The organism is Streptomyces sp. NPDC022552, assembly GCF_055561875.1.
The window spans coordinates 329568-346962 of record NZ_JBVHGJ010000007.1 but is presented as its reverse complement, the minus strand read 5'-3'; the positions used below and the strand labels follow the sequence as shown (position 1 = coordinate 346962).

General features: G+C 70.9%; 16 protein-coding genes. 10 read left to right on the top strand and 6 right to left on the bottom strand.

Features of this window, described 5'->3' with window-relative positions; all coding sequences use genetic code 11:
- Positions 1 to 22 precede the first annotated feature (22 nt).
- Positions 23 to 973, bottom strand: coding sequence for an HAD family hydrolase (locus tag ACZ3OF_RS21250; RefSeq protein WP_361671465.1), 951 nt, complete (start codon positions 971 to 973; stop codon positions 23 to 25).
- A gap of 135 nt (positions 974 to 1108) precedes the next feature.
- Here ACZ3OF_RS21250 and ACZ3OF_RS21245 point away from each other — a divergent pair, with 135 nt between their 5' ends.
- The 6 genes from ACZ3OF_RS21245 (at position 1109) to hemB (ending at position 7620) form a co-directional block, all read left to right on the top strand.
- Positions 1109 to 1399, top strand: coding sequence for a glutaredoxin family protein (locus tag ACZ3OF_RS21245; protein WP_467306167.1), 291 nt, complete (start codon positions 1109 to 1111; stop codon positions 1397 to 1399).
- Between the two features lie 272 nt (positions 1400 to 1671).
- The gene (locus ACZ3OF_RS21240; RefSeq protein ID WP_361671470.1) at positions 1672 to 2475 is read left to right on the top strand and encodes a redox-sensing transcriptional repressor Rex; all 804 of its coding nucleotides are present in this window, start codon (positions 1672 to 1674) and stop codon (positions 2473 to 2475) included.
- Positions 2472 to 3827: a glutamyl-tRNA reductase gene (locus ACZ3OF_RS21235; RefSeq protein WP_361671472.1), complete on the top strand. Its 1356-nt coding sequence runs from the start codon at positions 2472 to 2474 to the stop codon at positions 3825 to 3827. The genes ACZ3OF_RS21240 and ACZ3OF_RS21235 overlap by 4 nt, the downstream gene beginning before the upstream one ends.
- Positions 3824 to 4810 carry a hydroxymethylbilane synthase gene (gene hemC / locus ACZ3OF_RS21230; RefSeq protein ID WP_467306164.1) on the top strand — a complete coding sequence of 329 codons (987 nt, stop codon included), beginning with the start codon at positions 3824 to 3826 and terminating at the stop codon, positions 4808 to 4810. Before ACZ3OF_RS21235 ends, hemC begins: the two co-directional genes overlap by 4 nt.
- Positions 4807 to 6477: a bifunctional uroporphyrinogen-III C-methyltransferase/uroporphyrinogen-III synthase gene (locus ACZ3OF_RS21225; protein ID WP_361671476.1), complete on the top strand. Its 1671-nt coding sequence runs from the start codon at positions 4807 to 4809 to the stop codon at positions 6475 to 6477. The genes hemC and ACZ3OF_RS21225 overlap by 4 nt, the downstream gene beginning before the upstream one ends.
- Before the next feature lie 141 nt (positions 6478 to 6618).
- Positions 6619 to 7620 (top strand): porphobilinogen synthase, encoded by a 1002-nt coding sequence (hemB, locus tag ACZ3OF_RS21220; protein ID WP_361671478.1) that lies wholly within the window; start codon positions 6619 to 6621, stop codon positions 7618 to 7620.
- On the opposite strand, the gene ACZ3OF_RS21215 is transcribed toward hemB, so the two are convergent.
- Positions 7604 to 8200 carry a type 2 periplasmic-binding domain-containing protein gene (locus ACZ3OF_RS21215; RefSeq protein ID WP_361671480.1) on the bottom strand — a complete coding sequence of 199 codons (597 nt, stop codon included), beginning with the start codon at positions 8198 to 8200 and terminating at the stop codon, positions 7604 to 7606. The two genes, hemB and ACZ3OF_RS21215, sit on opposite strands and share 17 nt — an antisense overlap.
- Before the next feature lie 159 nt (positions 8201 to 8359).
- Here ACZ3OF_RS21215 and ACZ3OF_RS21210 point away from each other — a divergent pair, with 159 nt between their 5' ends.
- Positions 8360 to 8629 carry a DUF1876 domain-containing protein gene (locus ACZ3OF_RS21210; RefSeq protein ID WP_361672147.1) on the top strand — a complete coding sequence of 90 codons (270 nt, stop codon included), beginning with the start codon at positions 8360 to 8362 and terminating at the stop codon, positions 8627 to 8629.
- 32 nt (positions 8630 to 8661) lie between these two features.
- Here the strand turns inward: ACZ3OF_RS21210 and ACZ3OF_RS21205 are convergent, their stop codons facing one another.
- Positions 8662 to 9387 carry a DUF4232 domain-containing protein gene (locus tag ACZ3OF_RS21205; protein ID WP_467306161.1) on the bottom strand — a complete coding sequence of 242 codons (726 nt, stop codon included), beginning with the start codon at positions 9385 to 9387 and terminating at the stop codon, positions 8662 to 8664.
- Positions 9388 to 9660: 273 nt separating this feature from the next.
- On the opposite strand from ACZ3OF_RS21205, the gene ACZ3OF_RS21200 reads away from it, so the two are divergent.
- Positions 9661 to 11085, top strand: a complete 1425-nt coding sequence (locus ACZ3OF_RS21200) for a helix-turn-helix domain-containing protein (protein ID WP_361671486.1) — start codon at positions 9661 to 9663, stop codon at positions 11083 to 11085.
- 61 nt (positions 11086 to 11146) lie between these two features.
- On the opposite strand, the gene argS is transcribed toward ACZ3OF_RS21200, so the two are convergent.
- Positions 11147 to 12910 (bottom strand): arginine--tRNA ligase, encoded by a 1764-nt coding sequence (gene argS, locus ACZ3OF_RS21195; protein ID WP_361671488.1) that lies wholly within the window; start codon positions 12908 to 12910, stop codon positions 11147 to 11149.
- Positions 12911 to 13107: 197 nt separating this feature from the next.
- Between argS and lysS the strand changes: the two genes are divergently transcribed.
- Together lysS and ACZ3OF_RS21185 are read left to right on the top strand one after the other, a co-directional pair.
- Entirely contained in the window at positions 13108 to 14832 is a 1725-nt protein-coding gene (lysS, locus tag ACZ3OF_RS21190) for a lysine--tRNA ligase (RefSeq protein WP_361671490.1), read from the top strand.
- Between the two features lie 176 nt (positions 14833 to 15008).
- Entirely contained in the window at positions 15009 to 15215 is a 207-nt protein-coding gene (locus tag ACZ3OF_RS21185; protein WP_361671492.1) for a hypothetical protein, read from the top strand.
- A 19-nt stretch (positions 15216 to 15234) separates the two neighbouring features.
- Here ACZ3OF_RS21185 and ACZ3OF_RS21180 read toward each other — a convergent pair whose 3' ends face one another.
- Both ACZ3OF_RS21180 and ACZ3OF_RS21175 read right to left on the bottom strand, forming a co-directional pair.
- Positions 15235 to 16500 carry a DUF2637 domain-containing protein gene (locus ACZ3OF_RS21180; RefSeq protein ID WP_467306157.1) on the bottom strand — a complete coding sequence of 422 codons (1266 nt, stop codon included), beginning with the start codon at positions 16498 to 16500 and terminating at the stop codon, positions 15235 to 15237.
- Between the two features lie 139 nt (positions 16501 to 16639).
- The gene (locus ACZ3OF_RS21175) at positions 16640 to 17365 is read right to left on the bottom strand and encodes a DUF3558 domain-containing protein (RefSeq protein WP_361671497.1); all 726 of its coding nucleotides are present in this window, start codon (positions 17363 to 17365) and stop codon (positions 16640 to 16642) included.
- Positions 17366 to 17395 lie beyond the last annotated feature (30 nt).

Genomic DNA, 17395 nt, shown 5'->3' with positions numbered 1-17395 from the left:
ACGTGGCGGGCGGGGCCGTCCGTCAGCGGCGGCGGCGGTGCAGGGCAACGGCCGCGGCCGTGCCGCCCGCGAGCGCGCCGACGCCCGCCGCGGCCGGGATGCCGACCTTCGCGGCCTTGCGGCCCGTCCGGTAGTCACGCAGCCGCCAGTCGCGCGCCTTGGCGTGCTTGCGCAGCTTGGTGTCCGGGTTGATGGCGTACGGATGCCCGACCAGCGAGAGCATCGGGATGTCGTTGTGCGAGTCGCTGTACGCCGCGCAGCGGTTCAGGTCCAGGCCCTCGGCCGCGGCCAGGGCGCGTACGGCCTCCGCCTTGGCGGGCCCGTGCAGGGGCTCGCCGACGAGCTTGCCGGTGTAGACGCCGTCGACGGACTCGGCGACCGTGCCGAGGGCGCCGGTCAGGCCGAGGCGCCGGGCGATGATGGTGGCCGTCTCGACGGGCGCGGCGGTGACGAGCCAGACCTTCTGCCCGGCGTCGAGGTGGGCCTGGGCCAGCGCGCGCGTGCCGGGCCAGATGCGGTCGGCCATGTACTCGTCGTAGATCTCCTCGCCGATGGACATCAGCTCGGAGACGCGGTGGCCCTTGACGATGGACAGGGCGCTGTCGCGGGCGTCCTGCATGTGCTCCGGGTCCTCGACGCCGGCGAGCCGGAACCACGCCTGCTGCCAGGCGAACCGGGCGAGTTCGCGCCGCTGGAAGAACTTCCGCTTGTACAGGCCGCGGCCGAAGTGGAAGATCGCGGCGCCCTGCATCACGGTGTTGTCGAGGTCGAAGAAGGCGGCGGCCTCGGCGTCGCCCATGACGGGGAACTCGGGCTCGGCGGGCTTCTCGGGCTCGGCCCGCGCTGCCGTCTCCCGCTCCAGTTCGAGCTGTTGCGAGGTCTTGCGCGCCGCCTCGGCGGCGGCCTCGCCTGCCAGAACGCTGCGCGCGGTGGCGGAGCGCCTACGGGGGGTGAGCCATCCCATTGCGGCCATGTCGTGAGCATAGCCAGTCTGTTCGGTACTTCCCGACGCGTCGGGAAGCGGCGGCGTGAACACTCCGCGACTCTCCTGTTAAGCGGACATCGGGGGCAAGCTGGATGCAGGGGGCACGGCGCGGCGCGGCGCAGAATGGACGGCATGTTTGGACGAGCGAAGAAGAACACCCCCGCGGTTCCCGCCGCCGCGCGGACGGTGACGCTGATCGGCAAGCCGGGCTGTCATCTCTGCGACGATGCCCGTGCCGTGGTCGAGGCGGTCTGCGCCGAGACGGGGGCGAGCTGGGAGGAGAAGGACATCACCCAGGACGAGGAGCTTCACCGGGCCTACTGGGAGCAGATTCCGGTGGTCCTGGTCGACGGCGAGCAGCACACGTTCTGGCGTGTGGACGCCGGGCGGCTCCGGCGTGAACTGGGTGGCTGACGCGAAGACGGTTACCATCGTGGACGTTTTGTTGGGTTTCGGGGGCGTGATCGTGAGGAGTGTGTACGGTTTTGCCCCCTTCGGGTTCTCAACGGGTTGACGCGCTCCACGGTTCCGTCCTGGCGCGAACCGGTCGCGTGACCCCGGTCACTTTGGCCGGACAAAACGGACACCATCTTTGTGCACGCGTTCACAAAGACATAGCCTGCATTCGACGGGGCGGTCTTGGGACACACGGCCGCCTGCAGCCCCGCTCATCCCGCAGGAGCACCGTGGCAACTGGCCGAACTCACCGACCGGCGACCCGTAGCCGAGGAATTCCCGAGGCCACCGTCGCCCGGCTTCCGCTGTATCTGCGTGCGCTCACCGCACTGTCGGAGCGCTCCGTACCCACGGTCTCCTCCGAGGAGCTCGCAGCCGCCGCGGGCGTCAACTCCGCGAAGCTGCGCAAGGACTTCAGCTACCTCGGCTCGTACGGTACGCGGGGCGTCGGCTACGACGTCGAGTACCTCGTCTACCAGATCTCCCGTGAGCTCGGTCTGACGCAGGACTGGCCCGTCGTCATCGTCGGTATCGGTAACCTCGGCGCCGCGCTCGCCGGCTACGGCGGCTTCGCCTCCCGTGGCTTCCGGGTCGCCGCGCTCATCGACGCCGACCCCGCCATGACCGGCAAGCCGGTCGCCGGGATCCCCGTCCAGCACAGCGACGACCTCGAGAAGATCATCGAGGAGGACGGCGTCTCCATCGGCGTCATCGCGACCCCGGCCGGCGTCGCCCAGCAGGTCTGCGACCGGCTCGTGGCCGCCGGCGTCACCTCCATCCTGAACTTCGCCCCGACCGTGCTCTCCGTGCCCGACGGCGTGGACGTGCGCAAGGTCGACCTCTCCATCGAGCTGCAGATCCTCGCCTTCCACGAGCAGCGCAAGGCCGGCGAGGAGGCCGAGTCCGAGGCCGCCGCCGTACCGGCGCCGCCCGTTCCGCTCGCCCCGGCGGGCGGTACGGCGGGCGAGGCCCCGGTCAAGGGCGGCAGCCGCAAGGGACCCGACGGGGACGTCCCCGCCGTGATGCCGGCATGAGCCTCCTCGTCGTCGGCCTCAGCCACCGCAGCGCCCCGGTCAGCGTCCTGGAGCGGGCCTCCCTCGCCGCGGACACCCAGGCCAAGCTGTTGCAGGACACCCTCGCCGCCGAGCCGGCCGCCGAGGGCGCGGTCCTGGCCACCTGCAACCGCATCGAGCTCTACGCCGACGTGGACAAGTTCCACGCCGGTGTCGCCGAGCTGTCCACGCTCCTCGCCCAGCACAGCGGCGTCGGGCTCGAGGAGCTCACCCCTTATCTCTACGTGCACTACGAGGACCGGGCCGTCCACCACCTCTTCTCGGTGGCCTGCGGCCTGGACTCCATGGTCGTCGGCGAGGGCCAGATCCTCGGCCAGATCAAGGACGCCCTCGCGCTCGGCCAGGACCTGCACACCGCCGGCCGTCTCCTCAACGATCTGTTCCAGCAGGCGCTGCGGGTCGGCAAGCGCGCCCACAGCGAGACCGGGATCGACCGGGCCGGGCAGTCGCTGGTCACCTTCGGTCTCGAGCAGCTCGCCGACGGTACGGACGTCAACGCCTGGGCCGCGGGCAAGCGCGCCCTGGTCATCGGCGCCGGGTCGATGTCCTCGCTGGCCGCCGCCACGCTCGCGCGCTCCGGCGTCGCCGAGATCGTGATCGCCAACCGTACGGCCGCGCGCGCCGAGCGACTCGTACAGATCCTGACCGAGCCCGGATCGACGGGCGTGGCCGCGCGCGCGGTCGAGATGGTTGCCGTCGGCGACGAACTGACACGTGCCGACGTCGTCGTCTCCTGCACCGGAGCCACCGGACTCGTCCTGACCGGCGAGGCCGTCGAGGCCGCGATGGCGGGCCGTACGGCCCCGCTCGCCCTGCTCGACCTCGCCATGCCCCGCGACATCGACGCCGCCGCGCACCGCCTGCCCGGCGTCCGGCTCGTCGACATCGAGTCGCTCGCCGAGGCCTCCGCCGACGCCCCCATGGCCGTCGACGTCGACCAGGTGCGCTCCATCGTCTCCGACGAGGTGGCCGCCTTCGGCGCCGCCCAGCGCGCCGCGCACATCACCCCGACCGTGGTCGCCCTGCGCACCATGGCCGCCGATGTCGTCGCGGGCGAGGTGGCCCGGCTCGAGGGCCGGCTGCCCGGCCTCGACGACAAGCAGCGCGCCGAGATCACCCAGACCGTGCGCCGGGTGGTCGACAAGCTCCTGCACGCGCCCACCGTGCGGGTCAAGCAGCTGGCCAGCGAGCCCGGCGGCGCCGGGTACGCCGACGCGCTGCGGACACTCTTCGACCTCGACCCGGAGACGGTCGCCTCCGTCTCCCGGGCCGACCTGAATGACGCCGACGTCAAGAACCGAGGGCGAGTATGACCGAGAGGGCACTGAGGCTCGGGACCAGGCGCAGCAAGCTCGCCATGGCCCAGTCCGGGCATGTGGCCGACGCCGTCCGGCGGACGACCGGCCGGCCCGTCGAGCTCGTGGAGATCACGACGTACGGGGACGTCTCCCGTGAGCACCTCGCGCAGATCGGCGGCACCGGCGTGTTCGTCGCCGCCCTGCGCGACGCGCTCCTGGCCGGCGAGGTGGACTTCGCCGTCCACTCCCTGAAGGACCTGCCGACCGCCCAGCACCCCGAGCTGGTGCTGGCCGCCATCCCGGAGCGCGAGGACCCGCGTGACGTGCTGGTCGCCCGCGAGGGACTGACGCTCGACCGGCTGCCCGACGGCGCCCGGATCGGCACCGGTTCGCCGCGCCGCACCGCCCAGCTCAACGCGTACGCGCGCAGCCACGGGCTGACCATCGAGACCGTGCCGATCCGCGGGAACATCGACACCCGCGTCGGATACGTACGTGGTGGGGAGCTGGACGCGGTGGTTCTCGCCGCGGCCGGCCTCAACCGCATCGGCGGGACGGCGGAGCTCACCGGCTCCCTGTCGCTCGACCACCTGTCGGTCGACTCCGTCCTGCCCGCCCCCGGCCAGGGGGCACTGGCGATCGAGTGCCTGGCGTCCGACGCCGACCTCGTCGCCGCGCTCGCCGAACTCGACGACCCGCACACCCGGGCCGCCGTGACCGCCGAGCGCTCCCTGCTCGCCGCCCTGGAGGCCGGCTGCTCCGCACCCGTGGGTGCGCTGGCCGACCTGCTGGCCGAGGATTCCGGCCGCGGGCAGATTGTCACCGAAATGCGCCTGCGCGGCGTCGTCGGCACCACCGACGGCTCGACGCTGGTGCAGCTGTCCACCACCGGTCCCGTACCCGCGTCGCACGACGAGGCGATGGCGCTCGGACGCGAACTCGCGGACGAGATGCTCGCCAAGGGTGCGGCCGGTCTTATGGGGGAGCGAGCACTTTGAGCCCCACCAGCCCGACCACCAGCCCCGCGCCCTCGGCCTTCTTCGGCCACGGGAGCGTCACCTTCCTCGGCGCCGGTCCAGGCGACCCCGGACTGCTGACACTCCGGGCCGTCGAAGCCCTCGCCGGCGCGGACGTACTGATCGCCGAGCCGGAGGTGCTCGAAGTCGTCCGGTGCCATGCGCGCGCGGGCGTGAGCACGCCTGAGCTGACGGTTGTTGACGAGGCGTCAACAACCGCCGGTGTCCCCGTGTTGAGGGATGCCACCAATCTTGTCATGGAGGCCGCACGCGGCGGCAAGCGGGTCGTCCGTGCGGTGACCGGCGACCCCGGCCTCGACGGAAACGCAGGTCAGGAGATGCTGGCCTGCGCCGCCGAGGGCATCCCCTTCGAGGTCGTGCCCGGTGTCGCGACGGCGGTGGGCGTACCCGCGTACGCCGGTGTCCCGCTGCGCGACGCGCAGGGCACCGATGTGCGCTTCGTGGACGCCCGTACCGCCGACGACCGCTGCTGGACCGAGGTCGGTGCCTCGGACGGCACCGTGGTCGTGTCCACCTCGCTGGACGCGGTGGCGGCGGCGGCCGGTGAGCTGGTGGCGGCAGGCCGTAAGCCGGACACCCCGCTCACCGTGACCATCGGCGGTACGACGACCCGGCAGCGGACCTGGACCGCGACGCTCGGCACGATCGCGCAGGTCTTCAAGCAGGGCAAGATCCTCCCCTCGCCCGAGGGCCACCGGCCGGTCATAGCCGTGGTCGGCGAGCGCAGCGCCCCGGCGCAGCGGGACCAGCTCGCGTGGTTCGAGTCCAAGCCGCTCTTCGGCTGGCGGGTGCTCGTGCCGCGTACGAAGGAGCAGGCCGCGTCGCTCTCCGACCAGCTGCGTTCGTACGGTGCGGTGCCGCACGAGGTGCCGACGATCGCCGTCGAGCCGCCGCGGACGCCGCAGCAGATGGAGCGTGCGGTCAAGGGTCTGGTGACCGGCCGCTACGAGTGGATCGCCTTCACGTCCGTCAACGCGGTGAAGGCGGTGCGGGAGAAGTTCGAGGAGTACGGGCTCGACGCCCGGGCCTTCGCCGGGATCAAGGTCGCGGCGGTGGGCGAGCAGACCGCCGCGGCGCTCGTGGACTTCGGTGTGAAGCCGGACCTGGTGCCGAGCGGTGAGCAGAGCGCCGCGGGGCTCCTGGAGGACTGGCCGCCGTACGACCCGGTCTTCGACCCGATCGACCGTGTCTTCCTGCCGCGGGCGGACATCGCGACGGAGACGCTGGTCGCGGGGCTCATCGAGCTCGGGTGGGAGGTCGACGACGTCACCGCCTACCGGACGGTGCGGGCGTCGCCGCCGCCGGCGGACACGCGTGAGGCCATCAAGGGCGGTGGCTTCGACGCGGTGCTGTTCACGTCCTCGTCGACGGTGCGGAACCTGGTGGGTATCGCCGGGAAGCCGCACAACGTCACGGTCATCGCCTGTATCGGTCCCGCGACCGCGAAGACGGCGGAGGAGCACGGCCTGCGGGTGGATGTGCTCTCGCCGGAGCCGTCGGTGCACAAGCTCGCGGAGGCGCTGGCGGACTTCGGTCTGCGGCGGCGGGCGGCGGCGCTGGAGGCGGGCGATCCGGTGACGCGGCCGTCGGAGCGGCGGCCGGGGGCGCGGAGGCGTCGGACGACGTAGTCGTGTGCGGTGCATGGGGTGCGGGGCCTTTCGGGGTCCCGCACCTCGTGCGTTCGGGGCGCCTCCGTGTGCCCCGCAGCGGCGCAGCGGAGCAACACGGTGTCGGTAAGTGCACCGACCCCGTGGGCGTAGCCTCGATTCATGAACTCGTACGGAACCTTTCCCGGGGCGCGGCCGCGGCGGCTGCGGACGACTCCTGCCATGCGGCGGATGGTGGCCGAGACGCGGCTGAGTCCGGCCGATCTGATCCTCCCCGCGTTCGTGCGCGAGGGGATCACCGAGCCGCGGCCGATCACCGCGATGCCCGGCGTGGTGCAGCACTCGCGGGACACCCTGCGGAAGGCCGCCGTGGAGGCGCTGGAGGCCGGGGTCTCCGGGATCATGCTCTTCGGTGTGCCGGAGGACGAGAAGAAGGACGCCGCCGGTACCGCGGGCACGGACCCGGACGGGATTCTTCAGGTCGCGATCAGGGACGTGAAGGCGGAGGTCGGCGACGACCTCGTCATCATGTCGGACCTGTGCCTGGACGAGTACACCGACCACGGGCACTGCGGCGTCCTGGACGGGACCGGCCGCGTCGACAACGACGCCACGCTGGAGCGGTATGCCGAGATGGCCCAGGTCCAGGCCGACGCGGGCGTCCATGTCGTCGGGCCGTCCGGGATGATGGACGGTCAGGTCGGGGTGATCCGCGACGCGCTGGACACCATCGGCAAGGAGGACGTGTCGATCCTCGCGTACACCGCGAAGTACTCCTCCGCCTTCTACGGCCCCTTCCGCGAGGCCGTCGGCTCCTCGCTGCAGGGCGACCGCAAGACGTACCAGCAGGATCCGGCCAACCTTCGCGAGTCTCTGCGGGAGTTGGCGCTCGACCTGGAGGAGGGCGCCGACATGGTGATGGTGAAGCCCGCGGGTCCCTATCTGGACGTGCTGGCGAAGGTCGCCGACGCCGTGGACGTGCCCGTCGCCGCGTACCAGATCAGCGGTGAGTACGCGATGGTCGAAGCCGCGGCCGAGAAGGGCTGGATCGACCGCGACAGGGCCATCTTCGAGACGCTGACCGGGATCAGGCGCGCGGGTGCGCAGATGATCCTGACGTACTGGGCCACCGAGGTCGCCCAGAAGCTCAGCCGCGGGGTCTGACGTCGTCCCGGCCGGTTACGCGGCCGGCTTCCCGCACCACTTCTCGTACGACTCCTCGATAGGGACGGAACCGCAGGGCGGTTCCGTCCCCTTCGTCTTCGTGCGCCGTGAGGACGTGGACGAGCCTGCCGTCCTCGCCGCCGCGGTGGAAGTACTGGGCGACGCCGTCCTCGGAGCCGGTCGTGCTGAGGCTGCGCACCGGCGCGTCCCGGAGGACGACCGCGCGGTCGTGGCGGTACCGGCCGGGCGGGCCGACCGTGATCAGGGACTGGATGGAGTCCGCGATGTCCCGGCGGTTCGCGGGGTCGGCGGCGAAGGCGAGATGGGCCTCCGAGCTGGTCCACTGGGCGAAGTTGAGGATGGTGCGGCCGTCGGAGCCCGCCAGGCAGTAGCGGGAGAGGAAGGTCTCCGGCAGCCGCGCCTGCGCCCAGGTGTCGACGACACCGTCCATCACGATCCGCTGCCGCTCCGCGTCCTCCGTCCGCCACTCGGAGATCAGGATGAGGCCGGCGTCCGGCCGTCCGAACAGGGGCAGTGCGTCGGTCTCCACGAGCTCTGTACGAGCTAATTCGTTAGTCATGACTAACAGTTTGCCGGGCCGCCACCGACCGCGCAAATGAATTGACGGACAGTGATCATTTCCCTCGGCGGCGGCCGGCTCGACGGCCGGCGACGCATCGATTGGTACGGAACGGCCGGGCGGCGCACCCTGGAAGTACCTCAGGAGGTGGTCCTCATGATGCACACGCTGGTCGGGTGGCACATCGAGATGGAGTTCCAGGAGGACGGCGACCGGACGAGGGCGGCCGCCATGGTGCGCCTCGGTGACGGCACCGAGTTCCGCGGTAAGGGCAACGCCATGAGGCACCCGTCCGACCCGGAGCAGCTACGGGTCGGCGAGGAGATCGCGGGGGCCCGCGCACTGATGGATCTCGCCTCGCAGCTGCTCCAGAAGGCACACACCGAGATCGACGAGGTGTCGGGCAGGACGTCCCGCCCGATCCACTGAGGCTCGATCGCGATTGATCGCCTGCCGGTACGTCAGTACGTCAGGGCGTCTTCCAGGGTGTGCTGCCAGTACGAGACGCGGGCGTCGTCGTCGGCGTACGTGCCGCTCGGCGCCGCCACGGTCCTGCCGCTGCCCACGGAGCCGCCCGAGCCGTCGCCCGGGGCGAAATGGACGGACACCGTGCGCACGGTGCGGCCGTGCGCGTCGGGGTCGCCGCTCCGCTCGCCCGAGAGGATGACCGAGGCGTAGGCCGAGGCCCCCGGGGCGAGGGTGGCGACGGCCTGCGGGCGGGACTCCTCGATGCGGGCGATGGGGGCCTGGGCGTCGTCGAAGCCGACGAACGGAGCGCCGTAGGCGTTGCAGGCGCGGCTGCCGGTGTTGGTGACGGTCAGGAGGAGGTGGTTGATGGGGCGGGACACCTGGCTCACGACGACCTTGGTCGTCGCGCCGGTGCACGCGGTGGTGACCGGGCCGTCGTCCTTCGCTCCGGTCCCGGGCTTCGCGCCCGGCTTCGAGGGCTGCTTCGGTGACTGCTGGGACGACGGCTTCTGCGACTGCCGCGAGGACGGGTCGGCCGACGGCGACGCGGTGGCTGTTGGCGTGGACGGCTTCGATGGCGGCGCCTGCGCGGTCGAGGACGTCTCCGTCGACGGCTTCGAGGAGGCGGCCGACTCGCCGTCCCCCTGGCAGGCGGTGAGCGACAGCGCGGCGATCAGGGCGGTCGCGGCGGTCGTGATGACGCGGGTGTCGATACGCATGGGTGTCCCCCGTGAAGTGCGGTGTGGTCGCGGGTCAGTGACGATTGATCAGCGCGATGGCGATTGCGGCGCAGGTGATCAGCACCGCCAGGGCCACAGCGTCCGTGGCTCGGCTGCTCGGCATGGCTCATACCCTGCGGCCCGGGGCGTTCCGCCTGCAATCGGCACGGGACAATGGGGGAAGCTGGAACGCACGCACCTACCGTGACCTGGGGAAACGAACCTCCCCTGGAACGCGTTCCCGGGACGGCGAGACGAGGGGGGACGGGGCGGGTGGCAACGGAGACGGGCGGTTTCGCGGAGCTCGTACGCGGATTGAAGGAGCGATCCGGGCTCAGCTACGGGGCGTTGGCCAAGAAGCTGCACCTGAGCACGTCGACACTGCACCGGTACTGCAACGGGGACGCCGTCCCCACGGAGTTCGCACCCGTGGAGCGGCTCGGGCGGCTGTGCGGTGCCACGCGCGAGGAGCTGATCGCCCTCCACCGCAGCTGGATCGTGGCCGACGACGCGAGAAGACGGCGGGCCCCGGCGGCGGCCGAGGCCCCGGCGGCTCCCGTGGCCCCGGTGGCGGCCGAGGCGGCCGGTGAGGGGAACGGCGAGGCGGCCGGTGAGGGGAGCGCCGAGGCGGCCGGTAGGACGAGCGAGGCGGCGGAAGGCGAGGCGGGTGTCGCGGCTGTCGCGGACGAGCCCGACGGCGGTGCGCCGGAGGCCGTCGAGCCCGAGGAGGACCCGGCCGAGACCCTCGTCACCGTCAGAGCGCCCGCCACGCCCGCCCCCCGATCCCGCAGGCGGCTGCGCATGGTGCTCGCCGCGGCCGCCGTCGTCGCGCTCGCCGTGCCCGTCGCTTACGGCATCGGGCGGGCGGTGTCCGCGGACAGCGCCGGCGACGAGGCCAAGGGCGGGCGCGCCACGGCCGCTTCGTCCGAGGTGCCGGGAGTGAGCGTCTCCCCGAGCGGCTCGCCGTCCTCCACGTCCCCGTCCGCCCCCACGACGCCCTCAGCCTCCGCCACGACGTCGGGCCCCTCGGCGACCCCCAGGCGCACGAAGGGCACCGGAGCGCCCGCCGCGGGCGCGACCGGAACGCCCGTGAGCGCCGGCATCAGCTCGTACAACTGGTCAGGGCCCTGCGGGTACTACTACCTGCTCGACCGGCGGCCCGACCAGGTCCCACCGCCGCCCTCGCCGCAGGAGTCCCGCCGCTGGGCGGCGCCGTTCGACGGAGTGGCCGCCGGCCGCATGTACCTGGAGCTCACGACCACCGGCCGCACCGACGCCGCCGTGGTCATCACCGGCCTCCACGTACGAGTGGTGGAGCGGTCCGAGCCCCTGGACCGGACGGTCTACTCCATGGGCGAGGGCTGCGGCGGCGGTGTCACACCGCAGACCTTCGACATCGACCTCGACGCGCCGACGCCGTTCGCGAAGCCCATCGCGGGCATGGACGGCGACCTCACCGTGCCCGCCAAGGACTTCCCGTTCAAGGTCTCCACGAGCGACCCGCAGGTCTTCAACCTCGACGTGCACACCGAGGGACATGACGTCTCCTGGTACCTGGAGCTCGAATGGAGCGACGGCGCGCGGCGCGAGAAGATCGTCATCGACGACGGCGGCAAGCCCTTCCGGACCAGCGCCATGGAGGGCAAGAAAATCTACGGCTACAGGTACGACAAGAGCGAGTGGGCCGAACTGGAGTGAGCGAAGGCCCCGGCACCGTACGGATACGGTGCCGGGGCCTTCGTCGTACCGCGGCGTGTCGTCAGAGGCGCTCGGGCGTCCGGATGCCCAGCAGGGCCATGCCTCGGTGGAGCGTCCGGGCCGTCAGGTCGCACAGGAAGAGGCGGTTCTCCGCGACCTCCTTCGGCGGCTCCGGCTTGATCACCGGGCACTGGTCGTAGAACGTCGTGTACAGCGACGCCAGCTGGTAGAGGTACGCCGCCAGCTTGTGCGGCGCGTACTCGGCCGCGGCCTCGGCCACCGTCTCGCCGAACTGGTCCAGGTGCAGGCCGAGGGCGCGCTCCGCCGGGGACAGCTCCAGCTCGGGGTGGGCGAGCGGAGTGCGGTCGCCCGCCTTGCCGAAGATCGACTTGATACGCGCGTACGCGTACTGGAGGTACACCGACGTGTCGCCGTTCAGCGACACCATCTGGTCCAGGTCGAACTTGTAGTCCCGCGCCGCCGACGTCGACAGGTCCGCGTACTTCACCGCGCCGATACCCACCTGGGCACCCCGCTCGGCGATCTCGTCCTCGCTCAGGTCGCGCGCCTTCTCGCGGACCACGGACGCGGCCCGGTCGATCGCCTCGTCCAGCAGGTCCACCAGCCGGACCGTCTCGCCCTCACGGGTCTTGAACGGCTTGCCGTCCTTGCCGAGCACCGTGCCGAACGCCAGCTGGACCGCGGTGACCTCGTCGTTCAGCCAGCCCGCGCGGCGAGCCGTCTCGAAGACCATCTTGAAGTGCAGGGACTGCCGGGCGTCGACCACGTACAGCAGGGACGTCGCCTTCAGGTTCTGCACACGGTCACGGATCGCGGACAGGTCCGTCGCCGCGTAGCCGAAGCCGCCGTCGGACTTCTGGACGATCAGCGGCGTCGGGTTGCCGTCCGGGCCCTTGACGTCGTCGAAGAACACGCACAGCGCCCCGTTGGAGCGGACCGCGACACCCGACTCCTCGAGGATGCGGCAGGTCTCCACCAGCATGTCGTTGTAGCCCGACTCGCCGACCACGTCCGGGTCGTCGATGTCCATGTCGAGCTTGTCGAAGACCGAGTAGAAGTAGATCTTCGACTCGTCGACGAACCGCTGCCACAGGGCACGCGTCTCCTCGTCACCGGCCTGCAGGTCCACGACCCGCGCCCGCGCCCGGGTCTTGAACTCCTCGTCCGAGTCGAACAGCGCGCGCGAGGCCTTGTACAGCCGGTTGAGGTTGGACATGGCCTCCTCGCCGGAGACCTCGTCCTCCGACTTGTGGTCCAGCTCGTGCGGGTGCTCGATCAGATACTGGATGAGCATGCCGAACTGGGTGCCCCAGTCGCCGATGTGGTGGCGGCGGATCACCTTCTCGCCCGTGAACTCCAGGATCTCGACCATGGCCGCGCCGATCACGGCGGAGCGGAGGTGGCCGACGTGCATCTCCTTCGCCACGTTCGGCTGGGCGTAGTCGATCACCGTCGTGCCCGCGTTCTCCGCGAACGGCACGCCGAGACGGTCGTCGGCGGCGCGCGCGGCCAGGGTCTTGACGATCGCCTCGTCCGTGACCGTGATGTTCAGGAAGCCGGGGCCCGAGACCTCGATCTCCTTCAGCACGTCGTTCGCCGGGATGCCGTCGACGACCTTCGTCGCCAGCTCACGCGGATTGCCCTTGAGCTGCTTGGCGAGGGCCAGGATGCCGTTGGCCTGGAAGTCGGCCCGGTCGCTACGTCGCAGCAGCGGGTCGGCGGAACCGGCCTCCGGCAGGGCTGCCGAGAGGCCTTCCGCGAGACGCTGCTGCACGGTCGAAGCGAGGGAAGGGACCGAGGCCATGAGCTTCCGTTCCTGTCGGTGGTTCGGTGGTGGGCTTTATCGCTTGTCAAGTGTCCCATGGGCGGGCAACGTGTTTTCTCCCCTGTGGACAACCTCAGGGCTGTGGACAACCTCGGAGTGGGCCCTTCCGTCTGGGAGAATGGCTGACGTAAGGCTGCAAGGCTTTCGAGGGACCAAGGAAGAAGGACGAACCGACCGTGGCTCAGAGCAGCACCGAGACCGACTGGGTCTCCCGTTTCGCGGACGAGGTCATCGCCGAGTCGGAGCGACGTGCGCCTGGCAAACCGGTCGTCGTCGCCTCCGGACTCTCCCCCTCCGGCCCGATCCACCTGGGCAACCTCCGCGAGGTCATGACCCCGCACCTGGTCGCCGACGAGATCCGCCGCCGCGGGCACGAGGTCCGGCACCTCATCTCCTGGGACGACTACGACCGGTACCGCAAGGTGCCCAACGGCGTCGCGGGCGTCGACGAGTCCTGGGCCGAGCACATCGGCAAGCCCCTGACCTCCGTCCCCGCCCCGGCCGGCTCGCCGTACGCCAACTGGGCGGAGCACTTCAAGGCCGCCATGGTCGAGTCGCTCGCCGAGCTGGGCGTCGAGTACGACCCGATCAGCCAGACCGAGCAGTACACGACGGGCACCTACCGCGAGCAGATCCTGCACGCGATGAAGCACCGCGGTGACATCGACGCCATCCTCGACCAGTACCGGACGAAGAAGGCGCCGAAGAAGCAGTCGCAGAAGCCCCTCGACGAGGCCGAGCTGGAGGCCGAGGAGGGCTCGGGCGCGGCCGCGGAGGACGACGGCTCCGGCGGCGCCGGGGGCTACTTCCCGTACAAGCCGTACTGCGGCCGGTGCGACAAGGACCTGACGACCGTCACCTCGTACGACGACGAGACCACCGAGCTCGCCTACACCTGCACGGCCTGCGGCTTCACCGAGACCGTCAAGCTGAGCGAGTTCAACCGCGGCAAGCTGGTCTGGAAGGTCGACTGGCCCATGCGCTGGGCCTACGAAGGCGTCATCTTCGAGCCCTCGGGCGTGGACCACTCGTCCCCCGGCTCGTCGTTCGTCGTCGGCGGCCAGATCGTGCGCCAGATCTTCGACGGCGTCCAGCCGATCGGCCCCATGTACGCCTTCGTCGGCATCAGCGGCATGGCCAAGATGTCCTCGTCGCGCGGTGGCGTGCCCACCCCGGCCGACGCGCTGAAGATCATGGAGGCGCCGCTGCTGCGCTGGCTGTACGCGCGCCGCAAGCCCAACCAGTCCTTCAAGATCGCCTTCGACCAGGAGATCCAGCGGCTCTACGACGAGTGGGACAAGCTCGAGGCCAAGGTCGCCGACGGCTCCGTGCTGCCGGCGGACGCCGCCGCACACGCGCGTGCCGCCCGCACCGCCGCCGGTGAGCTGCCGCGCACGCCGCGCCCGCTGCCGTACCGCACGCTCGCCTCGGTCATGGACATCACGGCCGGCCACGACGAGCAGACCCTGCGGATCCTGACCGAGCTGGACCCGGAGTCGCCGGTCACCAGCCTGGACGAGGTCCGCCCGCGCCTGGACCGCGCCGAGAACTGGATCACCACCCAGGTCCCGGCCGACCAGCGCACCATCGTCCGCGACGAGCCGGACGCCGAGCTCCTCGGCTCCCTCGACGACCAGGGCCGCGAATCCCTGCGCCTCCTCCTGGAGGGCCTGGACACCCACTGGTCCCTGGACGGACTGACCACGCTCGTCTACGGCGTCCCGAAGGTCATGGCCGGCCTCGACCCCGAGGCCAAGCCGACCCCCGAGCTTAAGGTCGCCCAGCGCGCCTTCTTCGCCCTGCTCTACCAGCTGCTCGTCAGCCGCGAGACCGGTCCGCGCCTGCCCACGCTGCTCCTCGCGGTCGGAGCCGACCGCGTGCGCAAGCTGCTCGGCGCGTAACCGCACGGAACACGGCAAGGGCCGCCACCGGAACCGGTGGCGGCCCTTCGCCGTACGTTCGACGGCGGCCCTCCGCCGTCCTCAGGCCCGCCGGTCGACCTCTCCACACTTCGGACTAGGCAGGATTCCGACGTGGGCACGACGAAAACGGGCGACGTGCGGGAGACCGTGGAGACATGAAGAACGAAGTCATCGCAGTCATCGGATGGATCACCCTCGTGCAGGGCGCACTCGGCGCCGGCGGGCAGACCTTCGGCGACGGGCCCTGGGGGCTGCTCCAGAAATGGTGGGACATCCCCACGGCCGGATACCTCGCGCTCGCCGTCGTCGGCATCGCGCTCGCCCTGTGGGGCGAGACCGCGAAGAAGCGGGCCAAGGCCTGAGACCCCGACCCGTCACCCGTCACGGAATGTGGTTCTCCGCCATCTCCTGCTCGATACGGTGACGCAGCTGCGGCGTCAGCTCACGCAGGATCGACGCACTGCGCGGGTGCTGCACGCCGTACATGTCACTCAGCCATATGTCGAGCTGCTCGGCGTTCGGAAAGTCCTGCCGCTCCTCGACGTAGTCCCACATCGCCTTGTACGCCGCCTCGGAGAACTCGTCCACGGGCGGCTCGGGGTCCACGTACTCCGGGTACTCCTGGAACTGCTCAGGCCCCTGCTCCTGGCGCGGACCCGGGACCATCACGTCCTCCGGGCCCTGCGGCACCGCCACCGGGGTCGGCTCCAAGCCCTCCACGTACTGAGGATCGAAAGCCTTCTCGTACGCCTCCGGCGGCAGGGTCTGGGCATGGAACCACGGGCTGTCATGGTTCGCCGGCACATCCGGCCCGACCGCGGCCTGGTCCGGCCCCTGCCCCTGCCCCTGGGGGAGCTGAGGTTGCGGCTGAGGGGCCAGCTGGACCGGCGGCTGAACGGCCTGAACCGCCTGCACCGGCTGCGGCTGCACCACCGTCGGCTGCGGCGGCAGCAGCACCGGCTCCACACCCGCCGCCGCGAGCCCCGCCGGCGCCGTCTCGGCCAGCGGCACACCGTACTTCGCAAGCCGCAGCGGCATCAGCGCCTCCACCGGTGCCTTGCGCCGCCACGCGCGCCCGAAGCGCGCCTGCAGCCGCGCCTGGTAGATCAGCCGGTCCTGCTCCAGCTTGATCACCTGCTCGTACGAGCGCAGCTCCCACAGCTTCATCCGCCGCCACAACCGGAACGTCGGTATCGGCGACAGCAGCCAACGCGTGAGCCGCACGCCCTCCATGTGCTTGTCGGCGGTGATGTCGGCGATACGGCCCACCGCATGCCGCGCCGCCTCCACCGCGACCACGAACAGCACCGGGATCACCGCGTGCATACCGACACCCAGCGGATCCGGCCACGCGGCCGCGCCGTTGAACGCGATCGTCGCCGCCGTCAGCACCCACGCCGTCTGGCGCAGCAGCGGGAACGGTATGCGGATCCAGGTCAGCAGCAGGTCCAGCGCCAGGAGCACACAGATGCCGGCGTCGATGCCTATGGGGAAGAAGTAGGAGAAGTCGCCGAAGCCCTTCTCGACGGCGAGCTCACGCACAGCGGCGTACGAACCCGCGAAACCGATACCGGCGATGACCACCGCACCGGCGATCACCACACCGATCAGTATCTTGTGCGTGCGTGTCAGCTGCACCGCGGCCACCCGCGATCCCCTCCCGTCAATCCACATCTCGCGGGCACAGCGTGGCACACGCGCGAGGAGCCCGGCCCCCTGGGGAGGGACAGGCTCCTCGAAAACATGCGCAAATACGGGTGTACGCGACGCCCGCGGCCCGCGCGGCCTACTTGTTCGCCGCCGCGACCGCCGCGACGGCCTCCTTCGACGCCTTCACCGCACCGGCCAGGACCGTCTTCTCCGAGGGGGCGTCAGCCCCGGCGTACCCCGCACCGTTGTACGTGAGCAGCACCAGCACATTGCCCGTACGGGCCACGACCGAGGCGTACCTGAAGTCCTCGCCCGTCTTGCGCAGCTCGTACGTCACGGCCTTCGCCTCGTCCCCGACACCCGCCGAGTCCGCCGTCTTCAGCTTCTTCGCGCCCTCCGTCGCCTGGACCTTGGCGAGCTCCTTGGCGAAGTTCTCCTGGGCGCGCTTCTCACCACTGCCCAGGGACGCGTCCGACTCGTAACGGTAGAACGAGACGTCGAGCCAGCGGTACTGCGAGCCCTTCACACCCTTGTCGTCGAGACCGTTCCACGAGCAGCCACCACGGCTCGCCGTGTCGCTCGACGCGGCCGCCGTACCGTTCTTCGCCTTCGCCTTCGGCACCAGGCTCGCGGTCGTCTTCGCGGAGATCGACTTGCAGATCTCGGGCAGCTTCGCGAACTTCGCGGGCTCGGGCGCCTTCGTCGACTGCTGGGCGCTCGGGGTCGAGGACGACGAACCCTTGCCCTTGTCGGGCGTAGCCGAACCGCTGTCGGAGTCCGAGGAGCAGCCGGCGACGACGAGCATCACCGGAACGGCTGCGCAGGCGAGTATGCGGGTGAGTCGCGGGGCTGATCGGTGCATGGTTCCTTCAGTCGCTTGTCGTACGGTCCG

Bases quoted from the DNA above. Each gene is read 5' to 3' on its own strand.
- ACZ3OF_RS21245 (WP_467306167.1), top strand. From the start codon at position 1,109: ATGGACGGCATGTTTGGACGAGCGAAGAAGAACACCCCCGCGGTTCCC.
- hemC (WP_467306164.1), top strand. From the start codon at position 3,824: ATGACCGAGAGGGCACTGAGGCTCGGGACCAGGCGCAGCAAGCTCGCC.
- argS (WP_361671488.1), bottom strand. From the start codon at position 12,910: ATGGCCTCGGTCCCTTCCCTCGCTTCGACCGTGCAGCAGCGTCTCGCG.
- ACZ3OF_RS21185 (WP_361671492.1), top strand. From the start codon at position 15,009: ATGAAGAACGAAGTCATCGCAGTCATCGGATGGATCACCCTCGTGCAG.
- ACZ3OF_RS21175 (WP_361671497.1), bottom strand. From the start codon at position 17,365: ATGCACCGATCAGCCCCGCGACTCACCCGCATACTCGCCTGCGCAGCC.
- ACZ3OF_RS21235 (WP_361671472.1), top strand. From the start codon at position 2,472: ATGAGCCTCCTCGTCGTCGGCCTCAGCCACCGCAGCGCCCCGGTCAGC.
- ACZ3OF_RS21205 (WP_467306161.1), bottom strand. From the start codon at position 9,387: ATGCGTATCGACACCCGCGTCATCACGACCGCCGCGACCGCCCTGATC.
- ACZ3OF_RS21210 (WP_361672147.1), top strand. From the start codon at position 8,360: ATGCACACGCTGGTCGGGTGGCACATCGAGATGGAGTTCCAGGAGGAC.
- ACZ3OF_RS21250 (WP_361671465.1), bottom strand. From the start codon at position 973: ATGGCCGCAATGGGATGGCTCACCCCCCGTAGGCGCTCCGCCACCGCG.
- hemB (WP_361671478.1), top strand. From the start codon at position 6,619: ATGAACTCGTACGGAACCTTTCCCGGGGCGCGGCCGCGGCGGCTGCGG.
- ACZ3OF_RS21215 (WP_361671480.1), bottom strand. From the start codon at position 8,200: ATGACTAACGAATTAGCTCGTACAGAGCTCGTGGAGACCGACGCACTG.